The 18,867-nt window shown below is 55.3% G+C and carries 15 protein-coding genes; 9 read left to right on the top strand and 6 right to left on the bottom strand.

Annotation, left to right across the window (positions count from 1 at the left end; genetic code table 11):
• Positions 1–9: 9 nt before the first annotated feature.
• Together tatC and VFU50_16090 are read right to left on the bottom strand one after the other, a co-directional pair.
• Entirely contained in the window at positions 10–828 is an 819-nt protein-coding gene (gene tatC, locus VFU50_16095; protein ID HEU5234383.1) for a twin-arginine translocase subunit TatC, read from the bottom strand.
• On the bottom strand, positions 821–1,222 hold the full coding sequence (locus VFU50_16090) for a TatA/E family twin arginine-targeting protein translocase (GenBank protein HEU5234382.1): 402 nt from the start codon (positions 1,220–1,222) through the stop codon (positions 821–823). The genes tatC and VFU50_16090 overlap by 8 nt, the downstream gene beginning before the upstream one ends.
• A 722-nt stretch (positions 1,223–1,944) precedes the next feature.
• Here VFU50_16090 and VFU50_16085 point away from each other — a divergent pair.
• Both VFU50_16085 and VFU50_16080 read left to right on the top strand, forming a co-directional pair.
• Positions 1,945–3,582: a S41 family peptidase gene (locus VFU50_16085; GenBank protein ID HEU5234381.1), complete on the top strand. Its 1,638-nt coding sequence runs from the start codon at positions 1,945–1,947 to the stop codon at positions 3,580–3,582.
• Between the two features lie 160 nt (positions 3,583–3,742).
• Positions 3,743–5,608 (top strand): VWA domain-containing protein, encoded by a 1,866-nt coding sequence (locus VFU50_16080; protein ID HEU5234380.1) that lies wholly within the window; start codon positions 3,743–3,745, stop codon positions 5,606–5,608.
• 486 nt (positions 5,609–6,094) lie between these two features.
• On the opposite strand, the gene VFU50_16075 is transcribed toward VFU50_16080, so the two are convergent.
• Positions 6,095–6,388, bottom strand: coding sequence for a hypothetical protein (locus VFU50_16075; GenBank protein HEU5234379.1), 294 nt, complete (start codon positions 6,386–6,388; stop codon positions 6,095–6,097).
• 139 nt (positions 6,389–6,527) lie between these two features.
• On the opposite strand from VFU50_16075, the gene kaiC reads away from it, so the two are divergent.
• From kaiC to VFU50_16050, 5 genes are all read left to right on the top strand, one after another.
• Positions 6,528–8,132: a circadian clock protein KaiC gene (gene kaiC / locus VFU50_16070; GenBank protein ID HEU5234378.1), complete on the top strand. Its 1,605-nt coding sequence runs from the start codon at positions 6,528–6,530 to the stop codon at positions 8,130–8,132.
• The gene (locus VFU50_16065; GenBank protein HEU5234377.1) at positions 8,129–8,530 is read left to right on the top strand and encodes a circadian clock KaiB family protein; all 402 of its coding nucleotides are present in this window, start codon (positions 8,129–8,131) and stop codon (positions 8,528–8,530) included. Before kaiC ends, VFU50_16065 begins: the two co-directional genes overlap by 4 nt.
• A 21-nt stretch (positions 8,531–8,551) precedes the next feature.
• A complete protein-coding gene (locus tag VFU50_16060; GenBank protein HEU5234376.1) occupies positions 8,552–8,917 on the top strand; it encodes a circadian clock KaiB family protein in 366 nt (121 codons plus the stop codon).
• Between the two features lie 16 nt (positions 8,918–8,933).
• Positions 8,934–10,553 carry an ATP-binding protein gene (locus tag VFU50_16055; GenBank protein ID HEU5234375.1) on the top strand — a complete coding sequence of 540 codons (1,620 nt, stop codon included), beginning with the start codon at positions 8,934–8,936 and terminating at the stop codon, positions 10,551–10,553.
• Positions 10,554–10,968: 415 nt separating this feature from the next.
• Positions 10,969–11,643 carry a DinB family protein gene (locus tag VFU50_16050; protein HEU5234374.1) on the top strand — a complete coding sequence of 225 codons (675 nt, stop codon included), beginning with the start codon at positions 10,969–10,971 and terminating at the stop codon, positions 11,641–11,643.
• A gap of 13 nt (positions 11,644–11,656) precedes the next feature.
• Here the strand turns inward: VFU50_16050 and VFU50_16045 are convergent, their stop codons facing one another.
• A complete protein-coding gene (locus tag VFU50_16045) occupies positions 11,657–12,613 on the bottom strand; it encodes a hypothetical protein (GenBank protein ID HEU5234373.1) in 957 nt (318 codons plus the stop codon).
• A gap of 299 nt (positions 12,614–12,912) precedes the next feature.
• Here VFU50_16045 and VFU50_16040 point away from each other — a divergent pair, with 299 nt between their 5' ends.
• Positions 12,913–13,800: a polysaccharide deacetylase family protein gene (locus tag VFU50_16040; protein ID HEU5234372.1), complete on the top strand. Its 888-nt coding sequence runs from the start codon at positions 12,913–12,915 to the stop codon at positions 13,798–13,800.
• A 93-nt stretch (positions 13,801–13,893) separates the two neighbouring features.
• Positions 13,894–16,344 (top strand): ABC transporter permease, encoded by a 2,451-nt coding sequence (locus VFU50_16035; protein ID HEU5234371.1) that lies wholly within the window; start codon positions 13,894–13,896, stop codon positions 16,342–16,344.
• Between the two features lie 84 nt (positions 16,345–16,428).
• Here the strand turns inward: VFU50_16035 and VFU50_16030 are convergent, their stop codons facing one another.
• A complete protein-coding gene (locus VFU50_16030) occupies positions 16,429–18,336 on the bottom strand; it encodes a transcriptional regulator (protein ID HEU5234370.1) in 1,908 nt (635 codons plus the stop codon).
• Positions 18,337–18,643: 307 nt separating this feature from the next.
• A partial coding sequence (locus VFU50_16025) for a hypothetical protein (protein ID HEU5234369.1) occupies positions 18,644–18,867 on the bottom strand: 224 nt, incomplete at its 5' end.

Raw genomic sequence — 18,867 nt, 5'->3', positions numbered from 1 at the left:
ACAGAAAATTTACGACGTTTTCTGTTTTGCCTCTCTCGCCTTGCGCCTGCTCGGATGTACCAGCCAGGCTACGCCTATGCTCAGCACGTAGAGTCCTACCATCGGCGCGGCGAAGATGCACATGTTCAGGATGTCAGTCGTAGGCGTCACGATGGCTGCGATCGTGAAGATGATCAGGATCGAATAGCGCAGGTTCTTCCACAGCCATTTGGCGTTCACAATCCCCAGTAACGACAGGAAGAATACCAAAATGGGAAGCTCAAAGATGATCCCCATGCCGATGATCAGCGTGAGAAACAGATCGGTGTACTCGCCGATCGTAATCATCGGTTTGAACTGCGAGCTGTAGCCCACCAGGAAGTCCAGCGCGGCGGGAAAAGCCATTTTGTAGGCGAAGAATCCGCCGGCGAGGAAAAGTCCGACAGTCGCGACCATGAAAGGCACTACGTATCGCTTTTCGTGCTTATAGAGTCCGGGCGAGATAAATAGCCATACCTGGTACAACACAAGCGGCGACGCGACGAAGATGCCTCCGATCAGCGCCATCTTCAAATACATGTTGAACGGATCGGTGGGATTGGTATAGACGAGCTGCGTATCAAGATGATGATTCTTGAGCGCAAACGTGATCGGGCTTTCCATCAGCTCATAGATCCGTTCACGATACCCGTAGCAAACGCAGAATCCACCGATGACGGAAATGATGGAATAGATGATTCTGCGGCGCAGCTCTTCGAGATGCTCCAGCAGCGACATGCCGGGAAGCTCTGCCCGGCTCACTACTTCGCTGCGTGCTCGTTCTGTGATGTCTTCGATGTCTCTAGGCATTTGCCGCTGAATCAGCCTTGGGCAATGACGATGAAGCCGGCAAATGCTCGACCGTGTAATCCGGATGCGCTGCTGCCGCCGCTACTTCCGGCGTAGAAGCGCTAGAAGCGGTTGTGGTCTCTGACGCGCTCGGGGCGCTGCCGACGGTAAGCGCCGGCGGCTGGGAGGAAACCGTATCAGTGAGAGAAATGGGCGCGATGGTGTTCTTGATGTCGGCTTCGAGTTCCAATTTGCGTACTTCGTCTTCGATCTGCGATTGGAATTCGCGGCTGGCGCGCTTGAATTCGGCCAGTCCTTTGCCGATTTGCCGTCCGATTTCCGGCAACTTCTTCGGCCCAAAGATGATGAGGGCCAGAATGAAGATGAACATCATCTCTGGGAAACCGAGATTCATGGGTTAATCATATCCTTGAGGTTGATGTGGAGCAATGGACTGCAGCTTCTGAGCTGCTAAGCTCCTGAGCTTCTAAGCCTTTGAACCCGAGTTTGCTGAATTCCATTCCCCCTGAAGCACAAAATCTGAATAGCAGCGCGGCGAACTCTTGGAAGTAAAGAGTGGGGCGTCTCGCAGATTTCCACAGCGAGCGACGGTACAAACCTTGACTTGTGCGTGTTTCCGTCATAGCAAGGAAGCATGGCGAATTTGGTTTTAAGCACGGGCGACGGGCAGCATCCAGGGATCTCGATGGAGCTGCGGGCTTGCTCCCGAAAAGCACGGAATTCGAGCAGACTTGAAATTGCTCAATCCCAAGATTTTGGGATTTCGAGTTTCGGAATCCCAAGATGTTGTATTTAGAAATGCCGAAATTGCTCCCAATTTGCGTGTAAGTCGTTCCTTCTGAGTGTTTTTTCCGGAAAGGGCACGGGGGGAGGGGGAGGGGAGGGTAAAGCGGGATCGTTAACGACCGGCTTTGGAAGGGTTCCTGCTTCCCAGAGCACCTGCTCAGCATCCAAATCTACGGTGGTTTGTTGTCGGTTTTCCATGAGAGAAGCTGGAGAACCGATGCTATACTCAACTAAATACTGGCTTCCGGCCGATTTTCGTCCCCGTAGTCTCCATCCCCGAGGTTTGCGGCGGCTGATACCGTCCGGCGCTCAAGGACGTCTAAAAACAGCATGGCGCGTAGCTCCCGTCGCTCTCTCTTCCTGGTTCTATTTGTTCTTCTTCTTTGCGGTTTCATGGGTGCCGTTTTCGGACAGCGGAGTTCGGCTGTCGAAGGCTCCAGTGATGGCGAAATTCGCGACAACCTGAAGGAATTTACGCAGGTTTACGACCTGGTCGAGAAGAACTATGCCGAGCCGGTCAATCCGGATAAGGCCATTTACAACGGTGCCATTCCGGGAATGCTGCGCGTGCTCGATCCGCACTCGAACTTCTTCGATCCCAAGCAGTACGCGCTGCTGCGCGAAGATCAACGCGGCAAGTACTACGGCGTGGGCATGTCGGTTGGACCTCGTAATAACAAAGTCATCGTGATTGCGCCGTTCGTGGGCACGCCGGCGTACAAAGCCGGTATTCGTCCCGGCGACGTGATCGCCGCCGTCGATGGCCATGCCACGGACAACATGACCACGAGTGAAGTTGCCGATCTGCTTAAAGGCGCTAAAGGCACGACCGTTCATATCACGATTATTCGTGAGGGCGCGGACAAGCCGATCGAGTTCACCGTTGTTCGCGACGAGATTCCGCGCTACAGCGTCGATCTCGCGTTCGAAATTCGTCCGGGCATCGGCTACATGCACGTGAACGGATTCACCGAGACCACGGAGCACGAAGTCGCACAGGCACTCGATAACTTCCAGTCACAAGGTGAGATCAAAGGGCTCATTCTCGATCTCCGGCAAAATCCTGGCGGACTGCTGAGCGAAGGCGTCGGCGTTGCCGATAAGTTCCTGCACAAAGGCCAGGTGATCGTTTCCCACCATGGACGCAATTCGCCTGAGAAGGTCTATCGTGCGGCGCACGGCAATGGCGGCAAGGATTACCCCCTGGTCGTGCTGGTGAACCGCGGCACTGCTTCCGCTGCTGAAATCGTCAGCGGAGCGATCCAGGACCATGATCGCGGATTGGTAGTCGGTGAAAACACCTTCGGCAAAGGTCTGGTTCAGACGGTTTATCCGTTATCTGAAAACACCGGCCTTGCTCTGACTACAGCCAAGTACTACACGCCCAGCGGACGCCTCATCCAGCGCGACTATAACGGTGTTTCGCTCTACGACTACTACTACAACCACGACGATCAGGAAACCACCGCAGGCAAAGAAGTTAAGCTGACCGATAGTGGACGCACTGTGTATGGCGGTGGCGGAATCACGCCCGACGTGAAGATTCCCACGCCTAAGCCGACGCGCTTCGACGACGAACTCCTGCAGCATTACGCGTTCTTCAACTTCACGAAGAAGTACCTGCTGAATCGCCACATCAACAAAGACTTCCAGGTGAACGAAGCCGTGCTTCAGGACTTCCGCAAGTTCCTCGACGAAGAAAAGATTCCCTACACCGAAGCGGATTTCGCAGCGGAGCAGGATTGGGTCTCGTCGCACATCAAGGCGGAACTGTTCGTCTCCGAATTTGGACAGCAGGAAGGTCTGAAGGTCCAGGCGGAGAGCGATCCGCAGGTGATCAAAGCTCTGCAACTGCTGCCGCAGGCGAAGGAACTGGCAGACAACGCGAAACACATCATTGCCGAACGCGCCAGCGCCAGAGCAACCGCTCCTGCGAATAACGCTTCCGCCAGTGCGCAGCCACAGTAATCAATGCGCGTAAACGGTTGAAAGGCGAGGCCGCAGGTCTCGCCTTTTTACATTTGCTTTTACGCCAAGTAGCTCTCCATCGAATGCATGCAAATAGCGCAAACATTCTCGCGAACCGAGGTAAGCTACTCTGGTTCAGAGTTCTAACTCAGGAGTATTTATGCGGTTGGTCGTTCCCGTCCTGCTTGCGACTTTCGTTGCCGCAGGTCAGCAAACCCCTTCTCCGTCGACGCAAGCCCAGAGCACGTCTCAAAATGGAACTACTGCGGGGAGATCATCAACCATGACGCCGGCGACTGCAACTGAGCAAAGCCAGTCCGCAGCGCCGACCGCACCGAATAACCCTTCGACATCTAGCCAGAGTTCGTCCGCCCCGAACTCCACTAGCCAGCAAACTCAGTCGGCGAATCCTCCCGTCCTGAAGGTAACAACGCGGCTGGTTTTAGTGGATGTAGTCGTAACCGACGGCTACGGACGGCCAGTTACCGATCTGAAGCAAGCCGATTTCGCGGTGAAGGAAAACGGCAAGCCACAAAAGATCGTTGCTTTCGCGTTTCAGCCTCCACCGCCTCCTCCCGTTCCGGGAAAACCAGCTTATAAGCCATTCACGCTGGCTCCGGGCGTTTTCACAAACCTGCGCAATCTCAACGGCGAAGTGGGTCCGCCGACAATCCTGCTGATCGATGGTCTTAACACGCCATTCAAAGATCAGCCCTACATGCGTCAGCAGCTTGTGAAGTACCTCGAACACCTCGAGCCTGGACGCAACGTGGCCATCTACACGCTGGGCAGGCGGTTGCGCATGATTCAGGACTTCACCAGCGATCCCGACCTGCTCCATGAAGCGCTGAAAAAAATCACACTGCAAAGCTCGATGTTTAATCAGGACCAGCAGGACTTAAGCGACGAGTTCCCCGGATTGGATCCAGACTCGAGCGATCAGAGCATCGCGCAGATGGCGCAGCAAATGCAGGAATTCGAGTCGGAGCAGCAGGCATATCAGCGCGACCTGCAGGTGCGTATCACACTCGACGCCATGAAAGAGTTGGCACACAACATCGCCGGCTATCCAGGGCGGAAGAATCTCGTATGGCTTTCAGGTTCGTTCCCGCTGACGATCTTCCCCGACGAGACTTCGAGCAATCCGTTCAACGTCGCGCGCCAATACGGCGATGATCTGCGCAACACTGCAACTGTGTTTGCCAACGAGCAGATTGCTGTGTATCCAGTGGATGCACGTGGGCTGGTTGGGAGTTTCATGCCCGACGCTTCGCAGAGTGGTGCTTCTCTTGCCGGGCCGAGAGGAGGGATGCGGGGAATGCAGCAGATGCAACGCGCGAGCGCACAACTGGCTGCCTCCCACGACGCGATGAACGAGCTCGCCAGCCAGACCGGCGGACGCGCCTTCTACAACCGCAATGACATCGATCGTGCCATTGGGCTCAGTGTCGCCGAGGGCTCGACTTACTACACGCTGGCCTACTATCCCGAAGACAAGGGCAACGATGGCAAGTTCCGCAAAATCGAAGTAAAACTTGACCGCAAGGGCCTGCAGTCCCGTTACAGGAAAGGCTACTTCGCGACGGACACCCAGCCACCAGATGAGAAAACCGCTCGCAACGATTTTCTGCGCTCATTAGCCCCGGACGCTCCCACGAGCACAGCGCTTCCGTTCCTCGTGCGCGTGACTCCGCCCGATAAAGAGCACAAAGAGCTTTCGCTCGATTTTAGCGTTGTACCGCAAGCTATCAACTTCGAGCCGCAAAACGGCCTAGAGCACGCGGAAATCGAGTTCCTTACGCGCATTTATGACCTGAAGGGCAAACCAGTGGGTTCCACCAACGCCGATCTCATCAGCACGCAACTAAAACCCGAGACCTATAAGCAAATAATGACCCACGGTTTGCGCTACCGTCAGACGGTCAGCCTGCCCCCCGGCAAGTACGTTCTCAAAATGGGAGTGCGCGACCATCGCAGCAACGCGATCGGCACGCTCGTGGCCAAAGTAGAAGTACCGCAGGCGTAAGTTCTTCCGAAGAATGTTGACATTAGACCGAATTTAAAATCTTCACGCCTCCCTGGAAGAGCACAGGTGCAGTCGTGCGTCCGACGCAAGATTATTCCTATTTTAGTAATTCCTATTTTAGTACTCTGGTCTCTGACATACTCGGGGAAGACAATTCGATTACACATAAATTGTTTGAGTTGTCCATGAGAAGCGGTGAACGGAATATTACCCAACGAAATGCGGGCCAAGCGCCCAGACCGAAGAAACTCTTTTCGACGCACCGGCTGAGACCCGTGCTCTCCACGTGCAGCAAAGTCTCTCTGAGGCATACAATGTCTGTATGCCGCAAACGAGAAAACCTTCTTCGAGGCAAACGTTAAGCGCGCCCGAACGGTTATTCAAAGCCGCATTTGGAAGAGAGATGACGCGCGCCGAGCGCAACCGGTTCATCTGGGAAAAACCGCTCTCGCTTGAGGAATTAAGGAAGCGCGAGCGGCGCGATTCTTATGATTTCTTGCGCCAAACGTAGAAATAATCGTCGTCGATCGAAGTCCCAATCTTGAGCGTTGTTTTCTTGATTTCCCGCGCCAATGCCGCGCGGATATTCTCGACCTTCTGCGACCCCAAAACCGCGACTGGAATCTTTAGCGCAACTCCAGGTTGAATTCTCTGCAAATCATGAAGGATGCGGCTGATGAGCGCGTTGTGTTTGCCTTTGCGCTCATGCGGAACGTCGGTGACTCCAACTGTCTCGAAGTTCAGCTCTTTCTCAACCAGTTTAAGGCGATTCGACGGCATGCATGGCCTATAACATCGGTACTAACGTCGTTACTATCATACAACTTTTTCTGCCCTATGCAGCATCTTCTTTTCTGTAATTGGTAGTGGGCCCCAAACAAAAAGCTGCGGACATGCGGGCACGTTTGATGACTGAACGATGCGCCGCACGAAGGCAGGACATACGCTTCCTGCTTTCCAGACGCAGTCTGTGTGCGAGCGAAACGAGATGAAGAACGACGGCAACCCACGTACAAGAGTCGCCAGCAAGCTCCTGCACGAGCAGGAATTCGTCAAGAAAACCCCCACCGGCACTGCAGGCTTAGACGAGATCACTAACGGCGGAATCCCCACCGGCAGAAACACTCTGGTGTGTGGCGGCCCCGGATCCGGAAAAACCCTATTTGCCATGAAGTATCTCCTTTGCGGCGCGCTGGAGTTCAACGAGCCAGGCCTCTGCATTTCCTTCGAGGAAAACGCAGAAGAACTTGCGCAAAACATGGCGTCACTGGGCTATGACTTGGTTGGGCTGGAAAAGAAGAAGATGCTGGTGATCGATCACGTGCAGATCGCGCGCCATGAGTTCGAGGAAACCGGCGAGTACGATCTCTCCGGGCTTTTTGTGCGTATTGAGCACGGCATTCGAAGCATCGGTGCGAGACGATTGGTACTCGATACTGTTGAAGTCTTGTTTACGGGACTTCCCAACGAAGCAATTGTCCGTTCCGAACTGCGGCGGCTGTTTCGCTGGCTGAAAGAACAGGGCGTCACGACGATCATCACTGCCGAGACTGGCGCACGCGGCGGCACTCTCACACGATATGGGCTGGAAGAGTACGTGGCTGATTGCGTGATTCGCCTCGATCACCGGGTAACCGAACAGGTTTCGACGCGGCGATTGCGCGTGGTGAAATATCGCGGTTCGGCGCACGGAACCAACGAGTACCCGTTCCTGCTCGATGAAACTGGGCTCTCGGTAGTGCCAATCACTTCGGTCGGACTCACGCATCTGGCATCCACCGATCGTGTCTCCAGCGGCGTGCGGGGACTCGATCGCATGCTGGGAGGAAAAGGATTTTTCCGCAACAGCAGCATTCTCATTTCGGGAACCGCAGGCACTGGCAAATCAAGCTTTGCCGCGCATTTTGCGAATGCTGCCTCGGAGCGCGGAGAACGCTGCCTCTACTTCGCTTTTGAGGAGTCGCCGAGCCAGATTCTGCGCAACATGCGCTCGGTTGGCCTCGATCTGGAGCCATGGATGGATCGCGGCCTGCTACGCATCGACGCATCGCGTCCAACCAGCACAGGCCTTGAAGGCCACCTGGCGAGGATGCATCGCGAGGTCGTGGCCTTTAAGCCGGCCATCGTTGTCGTGGACCCAATCACGAACCTGGTGTCGGTTGGAGAGGCATTGGCGGTGAAGTCGATGCTCACGCGCCTCATCGATTTCCTCAAAATCAACAACATCACGGCGTTATTTACAAATCTAACCATCAAGGGAATGGTGGAAGAGACAGCGGTCGGAATCTCCTCGCTGATGGACACGTGGATTTTGCTGCGAGAAATGGACATCCTGGTTCGCGATGTAAGCACGGCGGCGCCCGAACGGCAACGCGCGATCCATCTGCTCAAATCACGCGGCATGATGCACTCGCGCAAGATGGAACCATTTGAGATCACCGATGATGGAATCCACATGTTATTGCTCGATGAAAATGCGCGGGCAGCAGCGCACTCGGCCGGAACTCGAAGGAAAGCGCGATGAGTAAGAACAAGAAGAGTTCAAAAACCAGGCGCACCCAGAGCTCTAGAAATGGAAGCGCTGGTCGGCGCAGCGAGACATCAAAGCGAGGCACCAAGGAAAAAGTTATGGAATGGGAGCTGCGCCTCTACGTCGCCGGCAACACGCCCAATTCAATCGCAGCGTTCAGCAATCTTCAGCAGCTCTGCGAGAAGCACATGGGCGGGCGCTATCGAATCGAAATCATCGACCTGTTTGAAAATCCGCAACTGGCGCGCGGCGATCAGATCGTCGCTGTTCCCACTCTGGTTCGCCGCCTGCCCACTCCGATCAAGAAGATTATCGGAGACTTGTCGAACACGGAGCGAGTGCTGGTCGGTCTGGATTTGAAACCGGCGCGAAGCTTTGCTGCAAGCAGATGATTTCGAGGGAGCAATCGAGCGATGCCACGGGCAGTCCGCGCCAAAGAACGTGAGCCTGGGGGAAATGGCGTTGCGCCTGGCATGACGGCGTACTGGCTCCGGCTCTACGTGGCTGGATCAACTCTGAAATCATCGCAAGCGATTCAGATGGTTCGCAGGGTCGCTTCCATGTTCCCTGAAGGACGATGCAAGTTTGAGGTAATCGACCTCTACCAGGAGCCGGGAATGGCGCGTGAGGACAATATCATCGCCGCTCCTAGCCTGATTAAGGTCGAACCACCTCCTCGTCGCGCTTTCATCGGCATCAGCGAGGACGCGACTCACGTCCTGCACAAGCTCGGAATCCCGATTACCCCGTATGGCAGTAGCAAAACAAAAAAGAACTGACCCTGGCGCAGCCGAAGTGAACCGTCTCTCCGAAGAACTGAGAGAGCTGCGGGTGCGTCTGCAGGAATGCGAGGACACACTTGCCGCCATCCGTGGCGGCGGAGTCGATGCCATCGTTGTCTCGGGCACCGGACATGAACAAGTTTTTACTCTCGCGGGAACCGAGAATGCTTACCGGGTCTTCGTCGAAGCAATGGACGAAGGAGCGATCACCGTAAATTCCGCGGGAACCATTCTGTTTGCTAACAAAGCGGCTGCCAATCTGCTGGCGCGTCCTCTGGGAATGGTAATTGGAACCTCGATCTTCGGCTTTGTTCCCGAATCGGAACGCAGCCAGTTCGATGCCATCTTCCGTGAGGCCAGCAACGATTCCGGCGGACGCTGCGAGCTCACGCTCACCCGCAGCAGTGGTGAACAGGTCCCTGTGTTTGTTTCGGCGCGCAGTTGCGTCGAGTTCGGCGCCCGAGCGATTTGCATGGTGGTGACGGATCTCTCCGAGCAGAAGCGAAACGAACAAATTGTCTCTGACGGCAAGCTGGCCAGGCTTATCCTCAGCCATGCCAGCGAGCCTATGGCCGTGTGTGACGGCAATGGCGTCATCCAGCACTGCAATCGCGCGTTCGAAGGCTTATCTGCCGGTAATCCGCTGTTGCGTCGTTTCGATGATGTCGTTCGCCTGGAGATCATCGATCATCATCGGCCCGGCGAGGAAGAGCAGGACGAGCGATGGTTCGACATCGAGCAGGCTCTTGCCGGCAACGAATTCCGGGGCACCGAAGTCTGCCTCCGTCGGGATAATCAAGCGATCCATCTTCTCCTGAGCGTGAGCCCGCTGATACTTCCCAATATGGAACGAGCAGGCCTGCTGATCACGCTTTTCAATATCGAAGAGCGCCTCCGGACCGAGCAAGCCCTGCGCAGGTCAGAGAAACTCGCCGCCACCGGACGGCTCGCTGCTTCGATTGCCCACGAAATTAATAATCCACTGGCTGCGCTTACAAACCTGATTTATCTGATCGAAACCGAAGCAATCTCGGACATCGTTCGCAATTACGCTCACACCGCGCAAGAGGAGCTTTCGCGCGTCGCGCACATCACCAGGCAAACGCTCGCCTTCTACCGTGACTCCGGCACGCCGAACGACGTAAATCTCACAGAGTTGATCGACTCAGCTCTGTTCCTCTACGCTGGTGCGATCCGCAGCAAGAATCTCGCGGTGAAGCGCGAGATTCGCTTCAGCGGCAGTATTCACGGATATGCCAGCGAATTGCGTCAGGTTTTTTCAAACCTCGTCGGCAATGCCGTAGAAGCAATGCCCAAGGATGGATGTCTGCGCATTCGTGTGTATCGATCACAAGAGTGGTGCAACTCGCGCACGCTTGGTGTCCGCATCGTGATTGGCGATACCGGAGAAGGGATACTCCCGGATCATCGCGCACATCTCTTCGAACCGTTCTTCACTACGAAAGCGGAAAAAGGAACCGGACTCGGTCTCTGGGTGTCGCAAGGCATCGTCGAAAAACACGGTGGGTTCATTCGACTAAAAAGCAGCACGGGCCCACATCATCGTGGAACCGTGTTCAGCATCTTCCTTCCTGCCGAAGAAAGTAGAATGCCTCGCCACACTGCGGCATAACCCGGTACCGGCGCAAGTAGGTTCCTGACGTGAGTCTGTCGCGCCAATGTCTCCTGTCTTTCGTTCCGCGACGACAGCCCGGGCGCTTCGGTGCATAATGCCCTTGTGACGACCGAAGTATTTCTCGAACCCGTTCCCGACGCCGACAGCAGCATCGCGCGCTGCTCAATTTGCAAGGAGCAGTTCCACTCCTCTCCAGTAGGACCACGCAAGTGTATGAAAGATTTTTCCCAGCATGTGCGGGAGCGTCATCCGGAAGCTGCATTGAATCGAAAGCCCTGGGAACTCTTCCGTCACCGCGATACCCGCTGAATTGTATGAGTCAACTGCAAGCTCGCTGAGGCTAATCAGGCGAGTCAGTCGATCCGCGAACGATTGCTACATGAAGACCTCGCCCGTTCGATAAGGAGGATCAATGAAAATCGGAATCGTTTTGTTCCTAGTCGTAGGCGTCACACTTTGTGCTGGTCAAAACAAACCCGATTCGGGTACAGGAGCCAAGGGCCGTCAACGATCGTTCTTGGGAGACGTTCCCACGACGATTGCAGATAGCGTCGGAGAGTCGTTGAAGTTCGTCGAAGGCAGTTTCCTCGGAGTAGTCGAGGCGATGCCGGAGGACAAGTACGGTTTCATTCCTACAACAGGAAAGTTCGATGACGCTCGCAGCTTTGGTGAGCAGGTGAAGCATGTGGCGTGCGGGCAATTCGCGTTCTTCAATGAATTCGAAGGCAAGAAGCCGCCCGATGATTGCGAACGAGGCGGACACGATCCGGCGAAAAGCAAGGCGGAGCTGATTAAATATCTGAAAGACTCGTTCGATTATTCGAAGCGCGTGATCGCAACACTTACCGCAGAAAACGCGGTCGATCGCGTCGAGGGGCGCTACGCCGGACCGAATACGAAGCTTGGAATTTCCGTTGTTTCAGTTTGGCACGTGACCGATCACTACGGACAGTTAGTCGAGTATCTGCGCATGAAGCATTGTCCCGCCGACGACGCAGAAGTATGGGTTGAAGGTGAGATAGACAAGTCACGTAACTACGAAGCTGCGGAGCCTCGAGCTGAACAGCAAAGCCACGCGGGACGCTAGTTTAATCATTTTTTTAGTGGTCATTCTGTACTTCGCCTACGCCTACGATCTTCGAGTCAGTTCGGAATTTCTTGTAATCACGGAAGTTCTGTTCGGCGTCCATGTTGAAGCTCTTGAGCAGGGCGAGCCGAAGATTGATTTTGAAATCGAGTTGACGCGGCAACCAGACTTCGTCGTTAATCCGTGTTTGCTCGATCATGAAATGCGACCCTTTGTGAAAACGCGCCAGGAATAAGCCCCAAGAAACGGTGTCAAGCGCCTCGATATCCATTTTCGACATCTGTACGTCGGCTTTATCAATCCAGACGCGACCGTGGAATTTCGATAGATAATTTGCGTACTTCATGTGGGGAACAAATCCAGGACGGGGCTCGGCTGAGATCACCCAAGCTTCGCGTCCGCCAACCGGTTCTGTGCCAAGCAGAGTGAACGTGTAAGCGTCGGCGATCTCACGTTCAAACTGGCGGCCCTCTTCTCGGTCCTTCGCCTCACGTTGTTCTCGCTTCTGGCGGTCCTTCTCAGATTCGTTCCGGCGCTTGTTGATGATCTTTTGGATTTTCTCTTCTTCTTTCGCTGCTTCTTTTTCTGAAATGGGTTTATCGTTCTTCTCGATCAGACGCTGAACCTGCTCGCCGTAAATGTTCAGGACCTCGTACGTTTTCGTCTCCGTAGATTTGGTGCGTCCCCTGCCATCAAGGCTGTTCTCGACATCGCGTTCGATGTAGGTGTAGTCGCGTTGCCGCTTATCATTCTCCATATCATTGGCAGCGACTTTCTGGATGAGATCGCGAATCTGCTCCGCACTTAAGGATCCTGGAGCGGATGGTAAGGCGGAAGTCGCAGGCCTGGATGTCGCGACTGCAGCCGTTTCTGCAGTGCTGGTCGGCTGCTGAGCATTTGCGTCCAGCACGACTGCAACCGCCGACAATACCAAAATGGAAACCCGCAACGTTGCGCGTCCAGTCGTCATATTCTTCACAACCCGCATACCGGATTAATGTTCCTGAACTCCCGCCAGTTGGCAATCAGCGGTAAGCATTAGCTGCAGCTGATTGTTAGACGAGCGCTCAGGCTCAGAATTAACGGATCGTCTGGATGAATAATGGCGGCGGCGCACCCGGCGGGATGACAGAGTCTTCGCTCCTATTATCATGTGTTTGCGTGATTTCAGTTCAGGAGACCAAATTGGGGCCAGAGATTATAAAGAGTGTGGCAAAAGGCTTGGCGCGGAATCTTCGAGGGTTGCTCCCCGCCCTTGTGATTTCGGGGATGATTTTTTTTATAGCCACCGCATGGGGGCAAGTAGCCTCAAAACCGCCACAGCTTGCGATCACCTTTGACGATCTGCCTGCACATGGTCCATTGCCGCCTGATGAGACGCGAATCGAAGTTGCCGCAAAAATTCTAAGAGCGATGCACGACGCCAAGCTGCCGCCGATCTACGGCTTCGTAAACGGCGTCGCGATCAGCAAGAATCCTGGAGACGCAGCGGTGCTCGACGCGTGGCGCCAGACCGGCAATCCGCTTGGGAATCATGGCTGGTCACATCTGAACCTGAATCAGACTTCGGCGAGCGACTTCGAGCAGGATGTCGTGCGAAACGAGCCGGTGTTGAGTGAGCGCATGAAAGGCGCGGACTGGCACTGGTTTCGGTATCCGTTTCTCGCGGAAGGAGAGACGCCGGAAAAAAGAACAGCGTTTCGGGAATTTCTCTCTGAGAATGGATACAAGGTCGCTGCAGTCACGATGAGCTTTGCCGACTATGAATGGAACGAACCCTACGCACGCTGCAAAGCCAAAGGAGATGCTGCAGCAATTGCTGCACTCGGGGAGAGTTATCTCAAAGCCGCAGACGAGAGTGCCGACTACTATCGAAGCTTGTCACAGAAATTGTTCGGACGCGACATTCCTTATGTACTCCTCATGCACATAGGGGCATTCGACGCGGAGATGCTTCCTAAGCTGTTGAGCCTTTACAAATCGAAAGGATTCCAATTTGTCACGCTTCAGGACGCCGAAAATGACGAATTCTATCGGTCTTCCGTAGATCTCCGTCTCGCCGCTCCCGATTCCCTGGAACGAGCGATGGCGGAACGGCATTTGCCGCTGCCATCTCGTCCAGCTGCGGCGACTCAGTTGGAAAGCTTGTGTCGATAATGAATGGATATCCACGGGGCGGGGTTATCCACCTCCGCGGATTCGGCCAAAAGAATTCGCCCGGCGTTGTGACTTACTAGTTGAAGGTGGCAAATGAATACCGTCATGTCAGACATACGCCTTGCTCTTCGGATGTGGAAGAAATCGCCGGGGTTCACGTGCATTGCGGCACTGACTCTCGCTCTGGGCATTGGCGCGAACACTGCGTTATTTTCTGTTGTGAATGGTGTTCTGCTGAACCCATTGCCTTATCACCACTCAGGACAACTCGTGGCCCTCTACGGGCGGTATGGACACGCCCCAGGATCCGATAAGCAGCCAATCTCCTATTTGAACTTCCTCGATTGGCAGCGCGAATCGAAGCTGTTTTCGTCGATGGCTGTTTACCGCAACGAGGACTACCTCCTCACGGGCACCGGCGAAGGCGAGCGCCTGACCGGCTACATGATCTCCTCCAGTTTCTTCTCAACGCTGGAGGTGAATCCCATTCTGGGAAGAGACTTGAGGGCCGATGACGATCAACCCGGCGCGTCGCCGGTGGCAGTCATCAGCGGAGGGTTGTGGAAGAGAAAGTTTGGATCCTCTTTCGAGGTAATCGGCAAAACGATAACGCTGAACGGATCGTCGTACGAGATTGTGGGCGTGGTCCCCGCGAGCTTCACTTTCTACGGCAACAGTCGAGATGTCTACACGCCCATCGGTCAATGGAGAGATTCCTCATTTCGAGACCGCCGCATCTCAGTCGGCGCACGTCCTTTCGGCCGCCTTCTTCCCGGAGTGACACTCGCGCAGGCGCGGGCTGAAATGGATGCCATCGCCAGAAAGCTGGAAGCAGCATATCCGGAAGCGGACAAAGACCTTGGCATCACCCTGCTTGCGATGAAGGAAGATATCGTCGGCGATATTCAACCGTTGCTACTCGTGCTTCAGGCTGCCGTGGGATTTCTTCTGCTCATCGCATGCGCGAACGTCGCGAGCCTCATTCTGGCGCGATCCATAGGACGGTCTCGAGAGTTTGCGGTCCGCGCGGCATTGGGGGCGAGCCAAGCGCGCATTATTCGCCAGCTTCTCACCGAGAGTGTCCTGCTTTCGAGCCTTGGGGGAGTACTGGGCCTGTTGTTTGCATTTTGGACTACGCGGGCACTGCCAGGCGTACTGCCTGCGGCTGTTCCGCGAGCGACTGAGATACACATCGATGTGCGAGTGCTGTTGTTTACGACCGCCGTTTCCCTGCTTTCGGGAATTGCGTTCGGCCTCACGCCCGCCCTTAAAGGCAGCCAAGTAAGCCTGCAACAGACGATGAGCGAGGGTGGCCGCTCCATGACCGGAGCTCGTCATCGTGTGCATGGCATGTTCGTCGCTAGCGAGGTAGCAATGGCGCTGATTCTGCTCGTCGGCGCAGGATTGATGGTACGAACGCTTGCGGCACTGTGGCGCGTGGATCCCGGTTTTAATCCGAGCCACGCGATCACATTCAGTGTCACTCTGCCGTCAACACCTACAACCACCTCCGCCGATACGCGCGCTCGCTTGCGCGCATTCGACGACAAGTTACGTTCTCTTCCCGGAGTACAAGCCGTATCGGTAACGCTGGGCTCAAGGCCAATGATTCACGATTCCTCGTTGCCATTCTGGATCGAAGGCGAGCCTAAGCCGGCACACGACAATGACATGCATCCGGCAATCTTCTACCTTGTCGAGGCAGGCTTCCAGCAAGCCATGGGAATCACTCTCGAACGCGGAAGATTCATCACGCCGCAAGACAATGAGCGGGCGCCCAAGGTGATCGACATCGACGACGTTTTTGCGCGTACTTACTTCCCTAATCAGGATCCAGTAGGAAAGCGCGTGAACCTGGAGCAATTCGACGTACAGGCTGAGATCGTCGGCGTAGTCGGACACGTGAAGCAGTGGGGACCTGGCGCCGACGAGAAATCCGTCATCGAAGCGCAGTTCTTCTACCCGTTCATGCAGCTTCCCGAGAAGGTTATGCCCCTGGTAGCAAGCGGAGTAGCCGTAGTGGTGCGGACGAACGGTGATCCAGCGGCGATCATAGGCCAGGTTCGCGCTGCGATAAGAGATCTCGATCCGGGTGAAGTGATCTACAACGTTCAAACCATGGAAGACCTCTGGTCGAGTTCGATGTCCGCACGAACATTCTCGATGATCCTGCTGGCGATTTTCGCGGGGCTTGCGCTGGTGATGGCGTGCGTTGGAATCTACGGAGTGATTTCGTACTTGGTGAGCCAGAGAACGCAGGAAATTGGGGTGCGCATGGCCTTGGGCGCTCAGCCGCGGGATATCCTGCACCTCGTGCTCACCCATGGAACAAGGATGACAACCCTGGGCGCACTGATTGGAATTATTGCTTCGCTGGGCCTAACGCGTCTTATGGCTAGCCAGCTTTTCGGCGTCAGAAGCTACGATCCTGTCACCTTTGCCACCGTTGTAGTCTTGCTGATGCTCGTCGGGATTGCTGCATCCTGGATTCCTGCGAGACGAGCAATGCGCCTCGATCCGATAGTGGCTTTGCGACACGAATAGCCTTTGGCTTGATCGAAAGGCGTCGACACGAAGAAAAAAGCGGGACCTGGTCAGGTCCCGCCTCGGAAACTTAATCAGCAAATCTTACTTGGTGATGTTGGCGCTCAGCTTCGCATTGAGGTCGCTGGCGTCGGAGTTGATGATGCCATCGTACTTCGTGACCACCAGCAGGTTGTTGCCTGCGGGCACGAGTTCCTGCACCTGATAGCCGCTTTCGTAGACCGAGGTCCAGTGGCGGCCGTCGTTGCTGGCAAACACTTCGTTCGACGAATCCACGACTGCGTACATACGACGCGTACGCTGGTCGTAGGTGAGAGCCTTGATGCTGTGATCAGGCAGGTTGGTCTTCACTGACTCCCATCCGCCCACTGACTTCTCACGGAACAGGCCTTCGGGGGATGAAACCCAAAGAGCTGAATCCTGATCGAGGAGCATTCCCGTGATCACGGAAACCGAAGGAGCAGGCATCTGAGCGAAGCTGCGGCCGTCGCTGGAGGTCATGATCGTGCGATATCCAGCTGCGGCAATGCGATTCGCGCTGCTGCGAACGATCGCGATTGGTTCTTTGCCAGTGTTGCGCTGAACCTGCCACGAGCGTCCGTTGTCATGAGAATAGAGGAGTCCCGAAGTGGAACCCGCAAACCAATTCTCGCCATCGATGCGAAGATCGGTTACATCGGGACGCCACGCCGCGGTCGTGAATACGTTGCTCCACGTGCGGGTTGCAGCATCCATGCGATAGATTCCCGTATTGGTTCCGGCGACGAGCTGGCCGTTGCCGTCCTGCGCGAGAGCGAAGACGTCGCTGCCGTTGAGGCCGCGGCTGAGCTGTGACCAGTGCGCGCCGTTGTCGGCCGACATGAAGGCGCCGCCAAACGACTTGTCGTTCACAACGCCGGCATACATGGTTTCGTTCTGGGACTTGTCGACGAGCACCGCGCGAATCTGTCGATGCGCGAAGCCGTTGTTAGAAGACAAGAAGGTGAGTCCGCCGTCGCTGCTGGCCATAACGCCGCTGCGATCGGTAGCAAGAAGAACGCGCTTGGAATTGCGCGGATCGATCATCACATCATTGATGATCAGATTCGCAGCCGAGACACGACGCCAGGTCAAACCGCTGTTCACGCTCTTCCACAGGCCAGTCGTGCTGCCCGCGTAGATCACGCTGCGATTGCTCGGATCTTCCTTGATCACGCGCACGCGGCGCGAGTTCACTGGAATCGCTTCCACTTTGCGGAAAATCTGTCCACCGTTCACGCTCTTATACACGCCAGTGCAGGCGCTGGCGTAAACCGTGGCCGGAGTCTTCGGATCGATTGCGATCGAAAAGACGTCGGAATCTTCGTCCATGCCCTTGGCGAGCTTGGTCCAGCTCTCGCCGCCATCGCTGGTCTTGAAGGCCAGACGCCAGGTTCCCGCATAGATCACGTTGGAATCTTTCGGATCGATCGCGAGCGACTGAACGTTGTGAATCTGCTCAGTCGAGATGCGAGCCCAGTTGTGTCCGCCGTCGTTCGAGCGATAGACGCCGTCGAGCGCGCCGGCAACGAGCATCTGCGGATTCGAAGGAGCGATCGCCAGCGAGCGAATCGACTTGCCCTTCATCTGCCGGAGCGACTGCCAGCTACGTCCACCATCTTCGCTGCGGAACAGTTCGCCGTTCTCGCCGTTGACGCTCCATGCAGCAACGTAGATGATGCGCGAATCGCTGGGATGAAAATAGATGTGATCAAGAACGTAATCGCTGCTCTCGCCAATACGAGCAAAGCGCGACCAGGTCTTTCCATTGTCGATGGACGAATACATCTGACCAGTGCTGGTGCTGAGCAGAATGTGGTCCGGGTTTTGAGGATCATAAGCAAAGGTGCGAACGTCGCCACCTTCGGGTCCGATCGTCGGTTGTGCGGCATAGAGCGAGCTCACTGCGAGTAGGGTCACTACCCCGAGAGCCCACACTGTGGGTAAAAATCTCTTGTTAAGTTGGAATTTCATTCTCCCCTCGGTGGCTATCGAGATGTGCTGGATGTGCAAGTGCTGAATTTGCCACCGATAGCGCGCGAAATGTAGATGACTAAAGTGCTCGCTACCTTCAGAAAGAACCCGATTCGTAACTCAGAGCGCGCGATTGCAGCAGATCCTGTGCAGTTTTTAAGAGGAACTGCTTAGATTTCGGGAGACATCGCCGTTTGCCGAGCGCCGATTTGCGTCGACGGAAATAGAAAGGACACTCTCATTGACAAGATCGCTGTAGTCGACTGCCGAGCGCGGATCCCGCTGTCCTTTTCGCAGTAACAGGGAATTAAACAGCGAACTCGAAAATTGGGCGCGAAAAATCTTCGATGTCTGCCCAAAAGCCGCGAATTTTCGTTTTAACCAGCGAAATGCGGTGCCCCCCTGAGGTGAGACAGAGCAAGAATTCCCTGGTTGCCGTTCGCTGAGATTTGCTCGACGAACGAAGGTTGTAGGTTGCAGCATGAGCGTGGCTGAGGAAGCGGAGGCGAGCAATGCTGGAGAGCAACTCGC

The organism is Terriglobales bacterium, assembly GCA_035764005.1.
Classification (GTDB): Bacteria; Acidobacteriota; Terriglobia; order Terriglobales; family Acidobacteriaceae; genus Gp1-AA112.
The sequence above is the reverse complement of the archived record's forward strand: the minus strand, read 5'-3'. Positions and strand labels throughout refer to the sequence as shown.

Coding starts and splice junctions, on each gene's coding strand:
- tatC (HEU5234383.1), bottom strand. CDS start 828: ATGCCTAGAGACATCGAAGACATCACAGAACGAGCACGCAGCGAAGTA.
- VFU50_16090 (HEU5234382.1), bottom strand. CDS start 1,222: ATGAATCTCGGTTTCCCAGAGATGATGTTCATCTTCATTCTGGCCCTC.
- VFU50_16085 (HEU5234381.1), top strand. CDS start 1,945: ATGGCGCGTAGCTCCCGTCGCTCTCTCTTCCTGGTTCTATTTGTTCTT.
- VFU50_16080 (HEU5234380.1), top strand. CDS start 3,743: ATGCGGTTGGTCGTTCCCGTCCTGCTTGCGACTTTCGTTGCCGCAGGT.
- VFU50_16075 (HEU5234379.1), bottom strand. CDS start 6,388: ATGCCGTCGAATCGCCTTAAACTGGTTGAGAAAGAGCTGAACTTCGAG.
- kaiC (HEU5234378.1), top strand. CDS start 6,528: ATGCGCCGCACGAAGGCAGGACATACGCTTCCTGCTTTCCAGACGCAG.
- VFU50_16065 (HEU5234377.1), top strand. CDS start 8,129: ATGAGTAAGAACAAGAAGAGTTCAAAAACCAGGCGCACCCAGAGCTCT.
- VFU50_16060 (HEU5234376.1), top strand. CDS start 8,552: ATGCCACGGGCAGTCCGCGCCAAAGAACGTGAGCCTGGGGGAAATGGC.
- VFU50_16050 (HEU5234374.1), top strand. CDS start 10,969: ATGAAAATCGGAATCGTTTTGTTCCTAGTCGTAGGCGTCACACTTTGT.
- VFU50_16045 (HEU5234373.1), bottom strand. CDS start 12,613: ATGACGACTGGACGCGCAACGTTGCGGGTTTCCATTTTGGTATTGTCG.
- VFU50_16040 (HEU5234372.1), top strand. CDS start 12,913: ATGATTTTTTTTATAGCCACCGCATGGGGGCAAGTAGCCTCAAAACCG.
- VFU50_16035 (HEU5234371.1), top strand. CDS start 13,894: ATGAATACCGTCATGTCAGACATACGCCTTGCTCTTCGGATGTGGAAG.
- VFU50_16030 (HEU5234370.1), bottom strand. CDS start 18,336: ATGAAATTCCAACTTAACAAGAGATTTTTACCCACAGTGTGGGCTCTC.